General features: G+C 58.9%; 16 protein-coding genes and 1 tRNA gene. 13 read left to right on the top strand and 4 right to left on the bottom strand.

Features of this window, described 5'->3' with window-relative positions; genetic code table 11:
- Window positions 1–2 precede the first annotated feature (2 nt).
- Window positions 3–1,028, bottom strand: coding sequence for a tRNA (adenosine(37)-N6)-threonylcarbamoyltransferase complex transferase subunit TsaD (gene tsaD / locus BLO50_RS20065; protein ID WP_090256060.1), 1,026 nt, complete (start codon window positions 1,026–1,028; stop codon window positions 3–5).
- Between the two features lie 204 nt (window positions 1,029–1,232).
- Between tsaD and rpsU the strand changes: the two genes are divergently transcribed.
- The 5 genes from rpsU (at window position 1,233) to BLO50_RS20040 (ending at window position 9,408) form a co-directional block, all read left to right on the top strand.
- Window positions 1,233–1,448, top strand: coding sequence for a 30S ribosomal protein S21 (gene rpsU / locus BLO50_RS20060; protein ID WP_003296736.1), 216 nt, complete (start codon window positions 1,233–1,235; stop codon window positions 1,446–1,448).
- 139 nt (window positions 1,449–1,587) lie between these two features.
- Window positions 1,588–3,564 carry a DNA primase gene (gene dnaG, locus BLO50_RS20055; protein ID WP_090256059.1) on the top strand — a complete coding sequence of 659 codons (1,977 nt, stop codon included), beginning with the start codon at window positions 1,588–1,590 and terminating at the stop codon, window positions 3,562–3,564.
- 67 nt (window positions 3,565–3,631) lie between these two features.
- Window positions 3,632–5,476, top strand: coding sequence for an RNA polymerase sigma factor RpoD (rpoD, locus tag BLO50_RS20050; protein WP_090256058.1), 1,845 nt, complete (start codon window positions 3,632–3,634; stop codon window positions 5,474–5,476).
- A 105-nt stretch (window positions 5,477–5,581) separates the two neighbouring features.
- Window positions 5,582–9,316 (top strand): bifunctional diguanylate cyclase/phosphodiesterase, encoded by a 3,735-nt coding sequence (locus BLO50_RS20045; protein WP_090256057.1) that lies wholly within the window; start codon window positions 5,582–5,584, stop codon window positions 9,314–9,316.
- 15 nt (window positions 9,317–9,331) lie between these two features.
- Window positions 9,332–9,408, top strand: a tRNA-Ile gene (locus tag BLO50_RS20040).
- 353 nt (window positions 9,409–9,761) lie between these two features.
- Here BLO50_RS20040 and BLO50_RS22410 read toward each other — a convergent pair.
- Both BLO50_RS22410 and BLO50_RS20035 read right to left on the bottom strand, forming a co-directional pair.
- Complete coding sequence (locus BLO50_RS22410; protein WP_420875443.1) at window positions 9,762–9,992, bottom strand: helix-turn-helix domain-containing protein; 231 nt, start codon at window positions 9,990–9,992, stop codon at window positions 9,762–9,764.
- Entirely contained in the window at window positions 9,889–10,218 is a 330-nt protein-coding gene (locus BLO50_RS20035) for a helix-turn-helix domain-containing protein (RefSeq protein WP_090256056.1), read from the bottom strand. Before BLO50_RS20035 ends, BLO50_RS22410 begins: the two co-directional genes overlap by 104 nt.
- Window positions 10,219–10,360: 142 nt before the next feature.
- On the opposite strand from BLO50_RS20035, the gene BLO50_RS20030 reads away from it, so the two are divergent.
- The 4 genes from BLO50_RS20030 to BLO50_RS20015 all read left to right on the top strand — a co-directional run bounded on the left by BLO50_RS20030 (window position 10,361) and on the right by BLO50_RS20015 (window position 12,067).
- A complete protein-coding gene (locus BLO50_RS20030) occupies window positions 10,361–10,822 on the top strand; it encodes a hypothetical protein (RefSeq protein WP_090256055.1) in 462 nt (153 codons plus the stop codon).
- A gap of 15 nt (window positions 10,823–10,837) precedes the next feature.
- A complete protein-coding gene (locus BLO50_RS20025; RefSeq protein WP_090256054.1) occupies window positions 10,838–11,251 on the top strand; it encodes a hypothetical protein in 414 nt (137 codons plus the stop codon).
- Between the two features lie 58 nt (window positions 11,252–11,309).
- Window positions 11,310–11,642, top strand: coding sequence for a DUF6957 family protein (locus BLO50_RS20020; protein WP_244152922.1), 333 nt, complete (start codon window positions 11,310–11,312; stop codon window positions 11,640–11,642).
- A gap of 68 nt (window positions 11,643–11,710) precedes the next feature.
- Window positions 11,711–12,067, top strand: coding sequence for a hypothetical protein (locus BLO50_RS20015; protein WP_090256053.1), 357 nt, complete (start codon window positions 11,711–11,713; stop codon window positions 12,065–12,067).
- 471 nt (window positions 12,068–12,538) lie between these two features.
- On the opposite strand, the gene BLO50_RS20010 is transcribed toward BLO50_RS20015, so the two are convergent.
- Window positions 12,539–13,111: a TetR/AcrR family transcriptional regulator gene (locus BLO50_RS20010; RefSeq protein WP_090256110.1), complete on the bottom strand. Its 573-nt coding sequence runs from the start codon at window positions 13,109–13,111 to the stop codon at window positions 12,539–12,541.
- Window positions 13,112–13,299: 188 nt separating this feature from the next.
- Between BLO50_RS20010 and BLO50_RS20005 the strand changes: the two genes are divergently transcribed.
- From BLO50_RS20005 to BLO50_RS19990, 4 genes are all read left to right on the top strand, one after another.
- Window positions 13,300–14,568, top strand: coding sequence for an NADH:flavin oxidoreductase/NADH oxidase family protein (locus BLO50_RS20005; RefSeq protein WP_090256052.1), 1,269 nt, complete (start codon window positions 13,300–13,302; stop codon window positions 14,566–14,568).
- A gap of 78 nt (window positions 14,569–14,646) precedes the next feature.
- A complete protein-coding gene (locus BLO50_RS20000) occupies window positions 14,647–15,462 on the top strand; it encodes an oxidoreductase (RefSeq protein ID WP_090256051.1) in 816 nt (271 codons plus the stop codon).
- Window positions 15,463–15,479: 17 nt separating this feature from the next.
- Complete coding sequence (locus tag BLO50_RS19995; protein ID WP_090256050.1) at window positions 15,480–16,160, top strand: 2-hydroxychromene-2-carboxylate isomerase; 681 nt, start codon at window positions 15,480–15,482, stop codon at window positions 16,158–16,160.
- Window positions 16,161–16,165: 5 nt separating this feature from the next.
- Window positions 16,166–16,867 carry an SDR family NAD(P)-dependent oxidoreductase gene (locus tag BLO50_RS19990; protein WP_090256049.1) on the top strand — a complete coding sequence of 234 codons (702 nt, stop codon included), beginning with the start codon at window positions 16,166–16,168 and terminating at the stop codon, window positions 16,865–16,867.
- The last annotated feature ends 151 nt before the right edge of the window (window positions 16,868–17,018 follow it).

The raw sequence follows: 17,018 nt of genomic DNA, 5'->3' as shown, positions 1-17,018 counted from the left end.
GCTTACAGCGCCGGCAGTTGCTCCATCGGCCAGCGTGCCTGCACCTTGATGCTCAAATCCTCATGCTGCCCCGCCAGTAAACGCTGGCAGCCGGCATAGGCGATCATCGCGCCGTTATCGGTGCAGAACGCTGGACGAGCGTAGAACACGCCGCCCTTCAGCTCAGCGAGCATCTTCTCCAGCGACTGCCGCAGCGCCTGGTTGGCACTCACACCGCCGGCGATCACCAGGTTGTTCAACCCGGTTTGCTTGAGGGCACGCTTGCATTTGATAGTGAGGGTGTCGACCACGGCCTGCTGGAACGCCAGGGCGATGTCGCAGCGAGTCTGCTCGGAGTTGTCGCCCGACGCCTGACACTGCTGCCAGGTATTCAGGGTAAAGGTCTTCAGGCCGCTGAAGCTGAACTCCAGCCCCGGGCGGTCAGTCATTGGCCGAGGAAACTTGAAGCGCCCAGGCGTACCGCTCAGCGCCAGACGGGCAATCTCCGGACCACCGGGATACTGCAGCCCCATCAACTTGGCGGTCTTGTCGAATGCCTCGCCCGCCGCATCATCCAGAGACTCGCCGAGCAGCTGGTACTGACCGATGCCATCGACCCGAACCAACTGGGTATGCCCGCCCGACACCAACAAAGCGACGAACGGAAAAGCCGGCGGCTGTTCTTCCAGCATCGGCGCCAGCAGATGGCCTTCCATATGGTGCACACCGAGCGCAGGAATATCCCAGGCGAACGCCAGGGCCTGGGCACAGGACGCCCCGACGAGGAGCGCCCCGACCAGGCCGGGGCCGGCGGTATAGGCAATGGCGTCGATGTCAGTCGCAAAGCAGCCGGCTTCGTTCAACACCTGACGGATCAACGGCAGCATGCGCTTGACGTGATCGCGCGAAGCCAGCTCCGGCACTACGCCGCCATACACACGGTGCAGATCAATCTGGCTGAAGAGCGCATCGGCCAGCAGGCCACGTTCGCTGTCGTAGAGCGCGACACCGGTTTCGTCGCAGGAGGTTTCCAATCCCAGAACCAGCATGGGCAGTGCCTTGTAGTAGTGTGTGCAACTTCGAAGGCGCGCATGATAATGGCCGCTGGCGCGAGCAGGCCAGCGCTTTTCGATCAGAGGCTTTGCATTCCTCGCGATGAGGCGGTAACATCCGCAACCCTTAAAAACCTACGTTCTCCAGCGCCATCTGCCAGGAGTAACGTTACCCCCGGTAATAAAGAAGGTAAGCCCTGGATGCCAGCCGTCAAAGTTAAAGAGAACGAACCCTTCGACGTAGCTCTGCGTCGTTTCAAGCGCTCCTGCGAAAAAGCCGGTGTTCTGGCTGAAGTTCGCAGCCGTGAATTCTACGAAAAGCCAACTTCCGAGCGTAAGCGTAAAGCAGCAGCCGCTGTTAAGCGTCACGCCAAGAAAGTGCAGCGCGAGCAGCGCCGCAGCGTTCGCCTGTACTAATCAGTACAAGCAACGCCTGACACCCGGCCTGGCCGGGTTTCGCTTTTAGACTCCGCGCCACCCCCGGGTGACGATCGGAGTCTTTTAGTTTTTGCCCCACCCTGTTCTGCCCCAGCGCATGACAGTATTCTGAGCGCCTATGGCCGGCCTGATCCCACAGTCTTTTATCGATGATCTGCTCAACCGCACCGACATCGTCGACGTGGTCGCCTCGCGCATCCAGCTGAAAAAAGCCGGCAAAAACTACACCGCCTGCTGCCCCTTCCATAAAGAAAAAACCCCCTCGTTCAGCGTCAGCCCGGACAAACAGTTCTATTACTGCTTTGGCTGCGGCGCCGGCGGCAACGCACTGGGTTTCATCATGGACCACGACCAACTGGACTTCCCCCAGGCAATCGAGGACCTGGCCAAGCGCGCCGGCATGGAAGTGCCTCGCGAGGAAGGCGGACGCAACAACAAACCGCGCCAACCCACCGACTCACCGCTTTACCCGCTGCTGACTGCTGCCGCCGAGTTCTACAAGCAGGCACTGAAAAGCCATCCGCAGCGCAAAGCCGCGATTGAGTACCTCAAGGGCCGCGGCCTGTCCGGCGAGATCGCCCGCGACTTCGGCATGGGCTTCGCCCCGCCCGGCTGGGATAACCTGCTCAAGCACCTGGCCAGCGACAGCCTGCAACAGAAGGCGATGATTGACGCCGGCCTGCTGGTGGAGAATGCCGAAAGCGGCAAACGTTATGACCGCTTCCGCGACCGCATCATGTTCCCGATCCGCGACAGCCGCGGCCGAGTGATTGCCTTCGGCGGCCGGGTGCTGGGTGACGAAAAACCGAAATATCTGAACTCCCCGGAAACCCCGGTATTCCACAAAGGCCAGGAGCTTTACGGCCTGTTCGAGGCACGCAAGCACAACCGCGATCTCGACGAGATCATGGTGGTCGAAGGCTACATGGACGTCATCGCCCTGGCCCAGCAAGGCCTGCGCAACGCCGTCGCCACCCTCGGCACCGCCACCAGCGAAGAACACCTCAAGCGCCTGTTTCGCGTCGTGCCGAGCGTATTGTTCTGCTTCGACGGCGACGCAGCCGGCCGCAACGCCGCCTGGCGCGCCCTGGAGGCGACCTTGTCGAGCCTGCAGGACGGGCGCCGCGCGCGCTTTCTGTTTCTGCCTGACGGCGAAGACCCGGACACCCTGGTACGCAGCGAAGGCACTGACGCCTTCCGCGCACGGATCAACCAGCACGCCCAACCGCTGGCCGACTACTTCTTCCAGCAGCTGAGCGAAGAGGCCGACCCGCGCTCACTGGAAGGCAAGGCGCACCTGATGACCCTGGCCGCGCCACTGATCGACAAGATCCCCGGCAACAACCTGCGCGCCCTGATGCGCCAGCGCCTGAGCGAAATTACCGGCTTGTCCGGCGAAGCCCTGCAGCAAATGGCGCCAACCGCCCGCAGCAGCCAGTCGAGCCAGAGCAGCGCGCCATCAAGTGACTACCCGGATTACCCCGAGATTCCCGACAGCGCCTATTACGATGTCGAGCCAAGCCGCAACGAATACGAAAACCCCAGCCCTGCGCCGGAATTTGAACGCAATAAAGGCAAGGGCAACTGGAAGAAAGATGGCGGCAAGTGGAGCAAGAAGGGCCAGGGTGAGTTCGCTCCACGCGCACCACGCACTGCCGTCAGCGTCGAATCGCCGCACCTGAGCGCCCTGCGCACCCTGCTGCATCACCCGCAACTGGCGCAGAAAGTCGAAGATGTCAGCCACTTCGCCGCCGAAGACGACACTTACGCCCAGCTGCTGGTCGCCCTGCTTGGCGCCCTGCAGAAAAGCCCCAACCTGCGATCACTGCAACTGATCGCACGCTGGCACGGCACCGAACAGGGCCGCCTATTGCGCGCCTTGGCAGAAAAGGAATGGCTGATTTCAGCCGACAACCTTGAACAACAGTTTTTCGACACTATAACTAGTCTAGTAGCCCGCCAACGCGAGCGCAGCCTGGAACATTTGCTGCGCAAAGCCCGTCAAAGCGAGTTGAGCGCAGAAGAGAAAGACCAGCTGCGCAGCTTGCTGAGCCGTAATGCATCACCGGTAATCCCGAGCTCAACTGGCGCTTAGGGGTGTTACTCGGGTATAATCCGCGGCTTGTTTTTTGCCCGCCAAGACCTTCAGTGGATAGGGTGTTATGTCCGGAAAAGCGCAACAGCAGTCTCGTATCAAAGAGTTGATCACCCTGGGTCGTGAGCAGAAGTATCTGACTTACGCAGAGGTCAACGACCACCTACCGGAAGATATTTCTGATCCGGAGCAGGTGGAAGACATCATCCGCATGATTAACGACATGGGGATCCCCGTACACGAGAGTGCTCCGGATGCGGACGCCCTTATGTTGGCCGACGCCGATACCGACGAGGCAGCCGCTGAAGAAGCAGCTGCAGCGCTGGCAGCGGTGGAGACCGATATCGGCCGCACGACGGACCCAGTGCGCATGTACATGCGTGAAATGGGCACCGTGGAACTGCTGACCCGCGAAGGCGAGATCGAAATCGCCAAACGCATCGAGGAAGGCATCCGTGAAGTCATGGGAGCTATCGCCCATTTCCCCGGCACTGTCGACAGCATTCTGGCCGAGTACACCCGTGTCACCACCGATGGTGGTCGCCTGGTTGAAGTCCTCAGCGGCTATATCGATCCGGATGACGGCATTGTTCCCGCTGAAGCGGCTGCGCCTGTTCCAGTTAAAGACGGCGATGCCGCCGAAGAGACTGACGACGACGACGCCGAAGCCAGCGATGACGAGGAAGAAGAAGGCGATGGCGGCCCGGACCCTGAAGAGGCTCTGCGCCGTTTCACCGCGATCGGTGACGCCCTGGAACTCGCCAAGAAAGCCCTGAAAAAGCATGGCCGTAACAGCAAGCAAGGCACTGCCGCGCTGAAAGAAATGGCCGAGCTGTTCATGCCGATCAAGCTGGTACCTAAACAGTACGACGCTCTGGTTGTCCGCGTACGCAGCTCCCTGGAGCGCCTGCGCGCTCAGGAACGCGCCATCATGCAACTCTGCGTGCGTGATGCACGTATGCCGCGCGCCGATTTCCTCAAGCTGTTCCCTGGCAATGAAATCGATGCCGAGTGGTCCGTTGGCCTGGCCAAAGGCAAGGCTAAATACGCCGAAGCCATTGGCAATGTGCAAGCTGACATCCAGCGCTGCCAGCAGAAGCTGACTGCACTGGAAGCCGAGTGCGAACTGACCCTGGCTGAAATCAAGGATATCAACCGTCGCATGTCGATCGGCGAGGCCAAGGCCCGTCGCGCGAAGAAAGAGATGGTTGAAGCGAACTTGCGCCTGGTGATCTCGATTGCCAAGAAGTACACCAACCGCGGTCTGCAGTTCCTCGACCTGATTCAGGAAGGCAACATCGGCCTGATGAAAGCGGTGGACAAGTTCGAATACCGTCGCGGTTACAAGTTCTCGACTTACGCCACCTGGTGGATTCGCCAGGCGATCACCCGCTCGATTGCTGACCAGGCGCGGACCATCCGCATCCCGGTGCACATGATAGAGACAATCAACAAGCTCAACCGTATTTCCCGGCAGATGCTGCAGGAAATGGGTCGTGAACCGACCCCGGAAGAGCTGGGTGAGCGCATGGAAATGCCTGAGGACAAGATCCGCAAGGTACTGAAGATCGCTAAAGAGCCGATCTCCATGGAAACCCCAATCGGTGATGACGAAGACTCTCATCTAGGTGACTTCATCGAAGACTCGACCATGCAGTCGCCAATCGATGTCGCCACCGTTGAGAGCCTTAAAGAAGCGACCCGCGAAGTACTCTCCGGCCTCACCGCGCGTGAAGCCAAAGTACTGCGCATGCGCTTCGGCATCGACATGAATACCGATCACACCCTTGAGGAAGTCGGTAAGCAGTTCGATGTAACCCGCGAGCGGATTCGTCAGATCGAAGCCAAGGCGCTGCGCAAGCTGCGCCACCCGACGAGAAGCGAGCATCTGCGCTCCTTCCTCGACGAGTAACACCAAAACCCCCGGCCCTGCCGGGGGTTTTGCATTCTGGGCAACTACCAAGGCTTGCCAGGCAGGTCTACACTTTTGCTTATTGCCCAGCGAACGAGCCCATCCATGCCGCGTGTTGCAGCCACCCTCCTGTTGTGTTTGGCATGCTGGGCTGCGCCCGTCCTCAGCCTTGAACTGACGCCCACAGAACAGGCCTGGCTGGCTGAAAATCCGCAACTGAGCCTGGGCGTGGACCGTGACTGGCCGCCTTACGAGTTCATCAACGGTGACGAACAGTACCAGGGACTCGCCGCCGACTATGTTCGGCTGATCGAACAGCGCCTGGCCATTACCCTACGCCCGGCTCCCGCGCAGAACTGGAGCGAAGTGCTGGCCGATGCTCGAACCGGCAAGCTGCACCTGCTGCCCAGCCTGATGGCCACCCCCGAGCGCGAGCAGTATCTGACGTTCACACGCCCCTACCTCGACTTCCCGATTGTCATCTTGAGCCAGGAACAAGGTCCGCAACCCAGCAAAATCCGTGACCTACGAGGGCTGCGTGTGGCCGTGGTCGACAGTTACGCCACCCACGAACTGCTGCGCGACAAACACCCCGAGCTGCGCCTCTGGCCACGCCCCAGCGTAGCCGCTGCCTTACAAGCACTGGCCTCCGGACAGGCCGATGCCATGGTCGGTGACCTCGCCTCCAGCATCTGGCACCTTCGCCAACTTAAGCTCGACGGCATTGTCATCAGCGGCCAAACCCCACTCCGCTACCAACTGGCCATGGCCGTACCCAAGGATCAAGCCATCCTGGCCGGGATACTCGACAAACTGCTGGCCGAACTCACACCTAGTGAAATCGCCGAAATTCAGCAGCGCTGGGTGAGTGATCCACTCGACTCTCGACCATTCTGGCGCAGCCTACTGCTGTTTGGCCTTCCAGGCCTGCTGGCAGCCCTGCTGATCATCTTCAGCATCCTGCGCATCAACCATCGGTTGCGCAGTGAAATGCACAACCGCGAACAGCTGGAAAACGAACTACGCAACAGCGAGCAGCATTACCGTGGCCTGGTGGAAAGCCTCAACGCAGTCGCCTGGCAGATGGACCCTAGCAACCTTCGCTACACCTACGTTGCTCCCCAGGCGGAAAAACTCCTCGGCTACCCCGCGCACGATTGGCTAACGCCTGGTTTTGTCGAGCGCGTCTTGCACCCCGACGATGCACGCTGCGCAATCGACTATTGCCGCAGCGAAACCCAAGCTGGGCGTGACCACAGCATGGATTACCGCATGCTCGCTGCCGACGGCCGTGAAGTTTGGGTGCGCGACATTGTCACGCTGTCACCCCTAGATGGCAGCCAGACGCTGCGTGGCCTGCTGATCGACATCACGGAAACCAAACGCACCGAGCAGGCCCTGGCCCTCTCGGAGCAGAAGTTTGCCTCGGTCTTCCACAACTGCCCGGACATCATCGCCCTGCTCAATCAGCACGACGGCCGCCTGCTCGCCGTCAACAAAACCTTCGAACAACAGTTCGGCATCAGCGCCGTCGAGGCCGTCGGCCATACTAGTTCGGAGCTCGGTCTGTGGAGCGAGCAAGGCATCGGCCCGCGCATTCTGGACATGCTGCGCCAAGGCAACGTGCACAACATCGAGAGCGCCTTTCGCCGACGCAACGGCAGCCAGTTCACTGCACTCATCTCCGCGCAACCGGTCACCGTGGATGACACCACTACGCTGGTCGTGGCCGTACGCGACATCAGCGAACTGAAAGACACCCAACAGCGTCTGAAACTCTCCGAAGACAAATTCGCCAAAGCCTTCCATGCCTCACCAGATGGTCTGTTGATCACCCGCTTAAGCGACGGCCAGTTGCTCGATGTCAACGAAGGCTTCAGCCGCATCACCGGCTACAGCATGAACGAGGCAACCGACAGCTCGACCCTGCAACTGGGCATTTGGGACAACCCGGATGACCGCACACGGATGTTCGAGCACGTGCAACGGCACGGATCGGTCCGCGACTTCCGCGCGCTTATTCGCACCCGCAACGGCTCGCTGCGCACCTGCGAGATGTCGGTGCAGCCGATTCCCATTGAAGGCGACACCTGCATGCTGACCATCGCGCGCGACATCACCGAGCGCGAGCAAATGCAGGAAAACCTCAAGCAGGCCGCTACGGTTTTCGAAAGCACGGCCGAAGGCGTGATGATCACCGACCTGCAGCAACGCATTACTGCGGTCAATCGCGCTTTCACCACCATTACCGGCTACAGCGAGGCCGAAGCCCTCGGCCAGTCGCCGCGCCTGCTCGCCTCCGGCAACCACGACAGCGCCTTCTACGCCGCAATGTGGCACAACCTCAGCGCCTCTGGGCATTGGCAGGGTGAAATCTGGAATAAACGCAAGAATGGTGAGCTCTTCCCCGAGTGGCTGACCATCAGCGCGGTACGCGACAGCAATGAGCACATCACCCACTTTGTCGGCGTCTTCGCCGACATCAGTTCACTCAAACATGCCCAGGCCAGCCTCGACCACCAGGCCCACCATGACCCGCTGACCGATCTGCCCAACCGCATGCTGTTCGACGCGCGCCTACGCGCCGCCCTTGAAGATGCCCGCGTCGACAAACGCATGGGCGCAGTGCTGTTTATTGACCTCGACCGCTTCAAAAACATCAACGACAGCCTTGGCCACCCGGTCGGCGACCAACTGCTCAGGAGCATTGCCGAACGCTTGAAAACCCACCTGCGTGATATCGATACGGTGGCTCGCCTGGGCGGTGATGAATTCATCATCCTGCTGCCGGGCCTGCAGCACGCAGAGGACGCCGAGCGGGTCGCGCACAAGCTACTCGAGTGCTTCAGCTTGCCCTTCCGGTTCGACGAACAAGAGCTGTTTATTAGCGCCAGTATTGGCATCAGCCGCTACCCCGACGACGGAGAAGATGTCGCCACCCTGGTGAAAAATGCCGACGCCGCCATGTACCGCTCCAAGGCGCGCGGCCGCAACCGCGTGGAGCGCTACACCCGCGACCTGACCTTCCAGGCCACCGAACGCATGGCCCTTGAGCGCGAATTACGCCGTGCCATCGAACTGGAACAACTGCAGCTTTACTACCAGCCTAAACGTAGCCTGAGTACCAACCGCCTGATCGGCGCCGAAGCCCTGCTGCGCTGGCACCACCCGATTTTTGGTGAGATCCCGCCGGACCGCTTTATACCCCTGGCCGAAGAAACCGGCCTGATCATCGCCCTCGGTGACTGGGTACTGCGCCGGGCCTGCTGGCAAATGCAGCAATGGCAACAACATCACGCACCGTTCGGCCCGCTGTCGGTCAACCTGACTGGCGTTCAACTGCGCCAACCACACCTGCTGACACGCATCTCTAGCCTGCTGGAAGACCACAACCTGGCCCCCGAACTGCTGCAACTGGAAATCACCGAAAGCTTCATCATGAACCAAGCCGAAGAAGCGCTGAACCTGCTGCATCAGCTGAAAAGCCTGGGCATCCAGCTGGCCATCGACGACTTCGGCACCGGCTACTCCTCGCTCAGCTACCTAAAGCGCTTGCCGGTCGACACCCTGAAAATCGACCAATCCTTCGTGCGCGGCCTGCCCAACGACAGCAATGACGTTGCCATTGTGCGCGCCATCATGGCGCTGGGCCGTAGCATGCAACTGACCGTAATCGCCGAAGGGGTGGAAACCAAAGCCCAGGAACTGTTCCTCGCTGCCGAAGGGTGCGAGCAAATCCAAGGTTTCGTTGTAAGCCGCGCGATCCATGCGGACGCCTTCGCACAAAACTTCCTCACCCCGCGCCATTCGGTTGGCGCTGCCGAGAAGGCACCGGTATAATCCGCCCGCCTCTGAGGGCCCATAGCTCAGTTGGTTAGAGCAGAGGACTCATAATCCTTTGGTCCACGGTTCGAGTCCGTGTGGGCCCACCATATGAAACAACGACTTAGGTCAGCCATCGCGCTGGCCTTTTGTCGTTTATGGGCTCGATAAAAAATTTGCGTACCGTTTTGCGTACCGTTTCATTTTTGCTGCTACGGAACGCGACGAGCGCTTTAGCTCGCAGATTGACACCCAGGCAGCACTCCATTGGGCTTGTGCTACCTCCCAAACGGGTACGGGATTAGGTGTTCAGGCCGGAGAAAGGAGCTGCGTATTGCCGGAAGCGGGACACACAGTGAGTATTGCCGTACCACATCTGCCTCACTTGAGCTGTCGCACGGCCCCGCTGCAACAGACGTACTATGTCGCATAAGATGTGAACTCCAATTTAGATGCCGCCTAGTCACTTCTGAGTGACAGGCTTGACCCAATAACGCTCGACGGTCCTCACCGTGACGCCTAACTGACGTGCGATATCAGCTTTAGATAGGCCTTCGGCCTGCAATCGACGAGTCTCATCGCGAGTCGCATCAGCCTTCTGCCCGCGAATTCCTCTCGCTGCATCTTTTGAGGTGACAGGTTCGAAACGCCCCGCACCGAATTTGCTTGCTGTTCGCGCCCAGGTGCTCTTCAACCTCCTGACCAGCCGAACGCGCCTCAGCAACCAAAAGCAGTTGGCTTGGTGATACACCCAGTACTCCACATAGGGCTACCAGCGTATCAATTCTGACTGCGGCCAGCCCCTTTTCGATCTGGCGTAAGTGGGTAGCGTTGACGACTTCAGCACAAGCTTCATGCGTGAGGCCAGCCCGAAGCCTCACATCTCTGACTACCTCGCCCAGCACCTTTTCGTAGCTCATCTATCGCGCCCAGAAAAGGAAGTATCAAGCCACCTTTGACGCGACATATCGTGACGGCATAGCATTACCTTGTTTCGCTACCACCACCGACAGACCACTGTCAATAAACACAAATCAGATTTTCAAATTTCTGGAGAAGCCCATGATCACCACGACAGAAACCACACCTGCAGGCGGCAAGATTCAGCTCAAGATGAACATGGAATCGCTGCAACTCCGCGTGGAGCTGAAATCACTGCTTCAGTTGTTCGGTGCACAAGCGTCCCTGGCAGAGCTTGCGATCACAGAGTTTGGGGACGAACTCCGTGTTGAGGAGGCACAGGAAGCTGGGGGCTCGCTCTACTACTTGCCGCTACGTCTGACTCCAGACTTCATTGATCACATCCTGGATCAACTTTGCCCGAATAGCAGGCCCGCAGCCATTGAGTACTTGAACAAGTATCGCTCTGCATGGAGCAGGGCCGATCACGACACCGCACAGCTGCTGGAGAAAAATGCTGATCTGCGAAGAGCACTACAGCTGTCCAAGAAACAAGATCAGATGGCTCACACTCTCAGGAAAATGCTCTCCTCGCTTCAGAAAAACCGCCAACTGGCGCTCTAATTAAGGGCAGCCATCATGACGACCAAACGTCCAAAAGAGTTCTTAACTCCCACGCCCCAAGAAGTCCTGAACGCAATAACGCTCTGGCAGAGCATGCACGGGGCCCCCAACGGGCAAATTACGCGGGTCGCAAGGATGGAGCGGGAATTCACGACAGCTTTTGGGGGTAGCTTCGGTACCGTCTCGGTAAATCAATTGCCGCAGGCAATTGATCTGCTGTGCAACGTCATTGCCAACATGGAGCGGTTTAGTTTCAGGACTGCCACCGAGAGACTGGAGCTAATCATGGAGCATCTAGTCACGACAATCGGAAAAGGCTCAGGGCGCGCAGGCCTCGCCGATGCAGAAGCCCTGACAAGCGCGCTACAAATCGCGCGACTGGATCCCAACTTCCCTTACACCTACGGCTGGGGTTCAAGAGATGACTGACCTCAGCGCCTTGATTGGGCTTTTACAGGTTACAGGGGTACCTCTGCCCGGCTGCTCCATGTCCGACGAAGAAGCACTCCGCTATGCCCGAAAAAACTTCCCCAATGGAAATTTTTGCCTAGTGCGTGACTGGATGTGGCTCGATATAGAGACCACAGACGCACAACGGCATGCCCTGGAGAAGACACAACGCCAGCCGGCTTTGATCTATGCGCACCAGGTTATCTTCGACAGCGAGCGAAGATGGGATGTCGGCGACTTCGTGAGGACTTCGCTACTGCATCAGTTCAGTGAGGGATTTCATTTCAGAACGCTCAATTCTGTGTACCTGCTACTGGGGCCCGGTACTCGTAAGCCTGCCAGCGCCGATACCATTTCATGCTTGATATAAGCCATGAAGTATCCCGGAGAGCACACGGCTTCAACCCAAAGTTGATCATTGGTCTGTAAGGAGCAGCAATGCGCCCAGTTTCCCCCGAGAATATGCAGAAGCTGCTCAAGGCGCAGGCATACCCTTTCAGCAAACCGGTCACGGCCTATCTCACTGACGCCCATATCGCGGTATGCTGCTGCCTGGGAGTAACGCATCGACATGTCAGGGCTGATCCGCTCGGGGGGCGATTTACCGATGGGCGTCTGATTCGCACCTCAGACATCCTGCGTATCGAACTGGAGGGAGAGTTCTGGGTATTGCATACATACACAGGAAGCTTCTACGTCATCGCCTCGTTCCAGCCAGGTGGATACCAATCCCTGGTGGACTATCAGGCATTTCTACCTCAGGGCTTCTATCCGACGCCTGATCGGCTCCACTGACACAATTCAGAATGAGGCCAGCCGCGACATGAAGCGGCCATAACACCTTCTTCACCTCCATTCCCGGGACCAGCACAGCCCAAATCCTTGCTGGTCTATCCGGGATATCGCAGCCAGCCCCTGACTCACCTTTTCTGGGCCGGCCCGATGTGTAGCAAGCCGATGCCAGGAGCTCTGCTACTCAAGATTGGGGCCCAAAATCTGCGATATGACTACCGTATCGCATGGACGATAGCGGCATAGCTGGCAACCAGTGCTACTGGTAGCCACAGGCAGAAACCGGCCAGTAGCAGCCATTGAGCGCCTACAAAATCAGGGGTGGCTCGGTACTCGATCCGACTTTAAGTCTCATGAAAGGAAATTCAATCAGCCGCACCAGGACTGCCTTGATCTGAGCAGGCGATAACGCAACAGAATTAGGCGTGCCGAAATATCGCCCCTGAAACGATGCATAAACTTGATCTGAAGGCGTTACCCAGTCGTTATCGAGTCAAGAATCGCTGTGCGGCAGGTCTTCAGAATTTCATCTGCCAGCGGCGAATCATCAGGACAGGCTCGCGACAACACCAGGGCGCCCAACGCATGAGCAATGGTTTCAATCATCCGGGCCCGCGCGTGCCGCTGCGCCTCTTCGCTGCGGGCGCTCCCTGCATCAAGCAGGTCGGCCAGCATATTTTCGAGTCCCGTGGCGAACGTCGCCTTGATCGCATCGGGCTGCCGCGCCGCGTCACCGCTCAGCGCGGCTAGTGTGCAACCGCCACTGCGGTCGTCGCGATGCTCACGCGAGAGGTAGTGGCCAATAAAGTCGGCCATATTCACTCCATCCAGCAGCGACGTGGTCTTGGCCACCCCACAGGCGGCCGCTTCGGCCATCAGCTCCGCCTTGGAAGCGAAGTGCCGGTAGAACCCACCATGGGTGAGGCCGGCAGTCGCCATCAGCTCCGCCACGCCTACACCGTCGTAACCGCGCCCTCGAAATAGCCTGCAGGCCGTTTCGACTATGTGGGCCCGATTTGCCTCTACCTGCGCCTTTGTAACCTTCATTCCGGCTCCTCTTTGTGCCGTTATCAGCTCAGCAAGAATACATTGATGTTGGTCATAATCAAAACCCTTGACCATTTTGATTATGACCATCATCATAAACCCCGCCAGTGTCAGATGTCGCTCCGCAGGCAATTCCGATGCCCTACAGACAAAGAGACTTGCTCATCTCATTTTAAGGTAACCCTCATATGTCCCAATCTACTTCGCTCAACACAAACTCCCTGGCGCAGCAGCTGCGCCTGCCTAACGGCAGCCTGTTGCGTAATCGTCTGGCCAAGGCATCCATGAGCGAGGCGTTGGGCACCTATGACAACCGTGCGACCCTGGGGCTGGTCACGCTTTACCGGCGTTGGGCCGCATCCGGCATCGGCCTGATCCTAACTGGTAACGTGATGATCGATCGCCGGGCACTGGGTGAACCGGGCAACGTGGTGATCGAGGACGAAGCGGATCTGCCTGTCCTGCAACAGTGGGCGCGCGCCGCCACCGATCAGGGCGCGGCCATCTGGGTGCAGCTCAACCACCCCGGCAAGCAGTCAACCAAAGGCCTGAACGCACGCAATATCGCGCCATCGGCGGTGCCGTTTCGCGAGGACATGGCGGCGTTTTTCGAGACGCCTGAAGAAGCCACTCATGCAGAAATTCAGGACATCATCGAACGCTTCGGCCGTAGTGCGGCCATCTGCAAGAAAGCCGGTTTCAGCGGTATCGAAATCCATGGCGCGCATGGCTACCTAATCAACCAGTTCCTCTCGCCGCACCACAACCAGCGCACGGATCAATGGGGCGGTTCGCCGGAGAACCGCCGCCGCTTCCTGCTGGCCGTCTACGCCGAGATTCGTCGTCAGGTAGGTGCCGACTTCCCGGTGGCGATCAAGCTCAACTCCGCAGATTTCCAGCACGGCGGCTTTACCGAAGAAGAGTCGCTGGCAACGATTCAGGCACTGGTCGATGCCGGCATCGATCTGATCGAGATATCAGGTGGCACCTACGAAGCCCCAGCTATGAGCGGCGCCCTCCAGGAGCAAAAGAAAGCCTCCAGCGTGGCGCGCGAGGCCTATTTCCTTGAATTCGCCGAAAAAGTCCGCGCTGTGGTGCAAGTCCCGCTGATGCTCACCGGCGGTTTCCGCAGTGCTGCCGGCATGAATGCCGCGCTGGCTTCCGGCGCAGTGGATGTCATTGGCCTAGCGCGGCTGCTGGCGATCGACCCTGACGCACCGGCCTCTCTACTGAGGGGTAAGGACAGCGCACATCAGGTGCGTACCATCAAGACAGGCATCAAGCCGGTCGACCGCATGGGGCTGATGGAGATTCTCTGGTACTCCCTGCAACTCAAGCGAATCGCCAAGGGCGGTGAGCCGCGCGCCAACGAAAGCGGCCTGCTGGCGTTCGTCAAGTCGCTGGCCGTGAGCAGCTGGGGCACTTATCGCACCCGACGCCTGCGTGCGCGCAATTAAGCCGCGCATTCAGCAACAACCCTGATCGCAACTGTTCGCCGAGCGGTTGCCGGAATAGCTCATTCAGAAGGTACTGCCATGACTTCCAACACCCCTATTGCGCTGGTCACCGGCGCTTCATCCGGCATTGGCGAAGCCACGGCCAAGCGGCTGGCGCAGGCCGGCTACAAGGTTTATGGCACCAGCCGGCGCGGAACCCAGGCTGCGCAAAGTGCCGTCACCATGCTGGCTCTCGATGTCACGGATGATGCGTCCGTATCGGCGGCGGTCAGCGAATTGATTCGGCTTGAAGGACGTATCGATCTGCTGGTGAACAATGCCGGTTTCGGCATTGCCCCTGCTGGCGCAGAAGAAAGCTCAATCGAACAGGCCCAGGCGCTCTTCGACACGAACTTCTTTGGCATCGTGCGCATGACCCGCGCCGTGGTCCCGCATATGCGCCGCCAAGGCAGTGGCCGGATTATCAATATCGGCTCGATTCTGGGCGTCGTGCCCATGCCTTACATCGCGTTGTATGCCGCCAGCAAACACGCCGTAGAGGGCTATTCGGAAGCCCTTGATCACGAACTGCGCACGCGCGGCATCCGCGTTGCGGTCATCGAACCGGCCTTTACCAAGACCGCATTCGAAGCGAACACCATCGAACCCGACGCTCCGCTCGACGAGTACCGCATTGTCCGTGCGGGCCTCGCCAAGGTGTTTAGCCAATCGATGGCCAGTGCCGATGATCCGGACGCTGTGGCCAAGGTCGTCGTAAAAGCTGCCAGCGCCGCGCGCCCCAAGCTGCGCTACACCGCTGGTGTCGCTGCTGGCCGTCTGAGCTTGCTGCGCACTTTTGCCCCGGCAGGGATTCTCGATGCCGGTATCCGTAAAAGCCTGCAACTCAATGACTAAGCCACTGCAAACACTGGATGGCCGCAAATATTCCCGGCAGCGCATTCAGTTGGAACCCGGACCAGGCGCGGATCGAAAGACTCGCGCTCTTACGCACCACGCACAGGAGCTCGCACATGAAGCAAACCGTTGAGTTTTTCTTTGATTTCGTCAGCCCTTACAGCTATCTGGCGTACAGCCAGTTGGAAAGCCTACCGGCGGATATCAGCCTACGCCCCATGCATGTTCTGAGCGTTATGAATGCCGTTGGCAATACGCCAACCACTGTCACCTGCTCTGCGAAAGGTCGCTATGCAGCTGCCGATCTCGCGCGCTGGGCACGCCGCTATGGCGTCGCGCTCAAGCGTCCGGATATGCGCGCCATGAACAACGCCGCCTGTGCGCGAGCCGTACTTGCTGCGCCGTCCAGTGAGGTCGCATGGCAGATCACCACTGCGCTGTTCAATGCCTGCTGGCGGGACGGGCAGACCCTGACTACTACCGCCGAAGTGCTCGACGCGCTTGCAGCGGCAGGTATCGAAACGGCGAGCCTGGCTGATCTGATCGATGCATCGGAAACCATTGAGCAGCTTGAAAAAAACAACCGGGAAGCTGCCGAGCGCGGCGTCTTTGGCGCGCCGAGCTTTTTGCTCGGCGAGAGTCTGTTCTTTGGCAATGATCGACTCGATTTTGTTCGCGAACAGTTGGCAGGAGCGTAACCATAATGACTACATCTACTCAGCAACCTTTGGCACTGATTACTGGTGTAGGCCCAGGTGTGGGTTCATCCCTGGTTCGTCGTTTTGCCGCAGGCGGATATCGCGTTGCGATGATCGCTCGGGACACTGCTCGTCTGGCCGAGCTTGAAGCCGAAGTGCCAGGTGCATTTGCAATGCCCTGCGATGTCACTGACGTCACCGCGCTTAAACAGGTGGTTGAGCAGATTGGCGCGCCCCAAGTGATAGTGCACAACGCGGTAGGAGGCTCTTTTGCCCCCTTCCTTGAGACCGACCCGAACACCCTGCGCCGCAACTTCGAAATCAACACCATGGCGCTGTTGAACCTGGCACAAATGGTGGCACCGGCAATGATCGAGGCAGGTGAAGGAGCCATCATCGTCACGGGCAACACTTCTGCGCTGAGGGGTTCACCAAACTTTGCTGGGTTCGCACCCACCAAGGCCGCACAACGTATTCTCGCCGAATCGCTGGCCAGGGATCTGGGACCCAAGGGTATCCACGTTGCTTACCTTGTCATCGATGCCGTAATCGATGTGCCTTGGGCCCGCGAGATGTATAACAAAGCACCGGATGATTTCTTCATCCAACCCAATAGCATCGCCGCTGAAGTCTTTCACTTGGCACATCAGCCTAAGGATGCCTGGACCTTTATCTCCGAAGTGCGTCCATACCGTGAAAAATGGTGAGGACCACTGAAACCGCATAAATTTACCGACAGATGCTCGTCATGACCGGCATCTGTCGGCCAGAAGCGGTCGATCACATCCGAGCAGGGAAAAGCGGCTATTAAGAATACTCAGCCGCCCATCTCAACGAAATGCCCAAGTGATTTTGAAC

The organism is Pseudomonas peli, assembly GCF_900099645.1.
Lineage (GTDB): Bacteria > Pseudomonadota > Gammaproteobacteria > Pseudomonadales > Pseudomonadaceae > Aquipseudomonas > Aquipseudomonas peli.
The sequence above is the reverse complement of the archived record's forward strand: the minus strand, read 5'-3'. Positions and strand labels throughout refer to the sequence as shown.

Coding starts and splice junctions, on each gene's coding strand:
- BLO50_RS20015 (WP_090256053.1), top strand. CDS start 11,711: ATGCGCCCAGTTTCCCCCGAGAATATGCAGAAGCTGCTCAAGGCGCAG.
- BLO50_RS20020 (WP_244152922.1), top strand. CDS start 11,310: ATGTCCGACGAAGAAGCACTCCGCTATGCCCGAAAAAACTTCCCCAAT.
- BLO50_RS20005 (WP_090256052.1), top strand. CDS start 13,300: ATGTCCCAATCTACTTCGCTCAACACAAACTCCCTGGCGCAGCAGCTG.
- BLO50_RS20025 (WP_090256054.1), top strand. CDS start 10,838: ATGACGACCAAACGTCCAAAAGAGTTCTTAACTCCCACGCCCCAAGAA.
- BLO50_RS19990 (WP_090256049.1), top strand. CDS start 16,166: ATGACTACATCTACTCAGCAACCTTTGGCACTGATTACTGGTGTAGGC.
- BLO50_RS20035 (WP_090256056.1), bottom strand. CDS start 10,218: ATGAGCTACGAAAAGGTGCTGGGCGAGGTAGTCAGAGATGTGAGGCTT.
- dnaG (WP_090256059.1), top strand. CDS start 1,588: ATGGCCGGCCTGATCCCACAGTCTTTTATCGATGATCTGCTCAACCGC.
- BLO50_RS20010 (WP_090256110.1), bottom strand. CDS start 13,111: ATGAAGGTTACAAAGGCGCAGGTAGAGGCAAATCGGGCCCACATAGTC.
- BLO50_RS19995 (WP_090256050.1), top strand. CDS start 15,480: ATGGCCGCAAATATTCCCGGCAGCGCATTCAGTTGGAACCCGGACCAG.
- BLO50_RS20030 (WP_090256055.1), top strand. CDS start 10,361: ATGATCACCACGACAGAAACCACACCTGCAGGCGGCAAGATTCAGCTC.
- BLO50_RS20000 (WP_090256051.1), top strand. CDS start 14,647: ATGACTTCCAACACCCCTATTGCGCTGGTCACCGGCGCTTCATCCGGC.
- tsaD (WP_090256060.1), bottom strand. CDS start 1,028: ATGCTGGTTCTGGGATTGGAAACCTCCTGCGACGAAACCGGTGTCGCG.
- BLO50_RS20045 (WP_090256057.1), top strand. CDS start 5,582: ATGCCGCGTGTTGCAGCCACCCTCCTGTTGTGTTTGGCATGCTGGGCT.
- rpsU (WP_003296736.1), top strand. CDS start 1,233: ATGCCAGCCGTCAAAGTTAAAGAGAACGAACCCTTCGACGTAGCTCTG.
- rpoD (WP_090256058.1), top strand. CDS start 3,632: ATGTCCGGAAAAGCGCAACAGCAGTCTCGTATCAAAGAGTTGATCACC.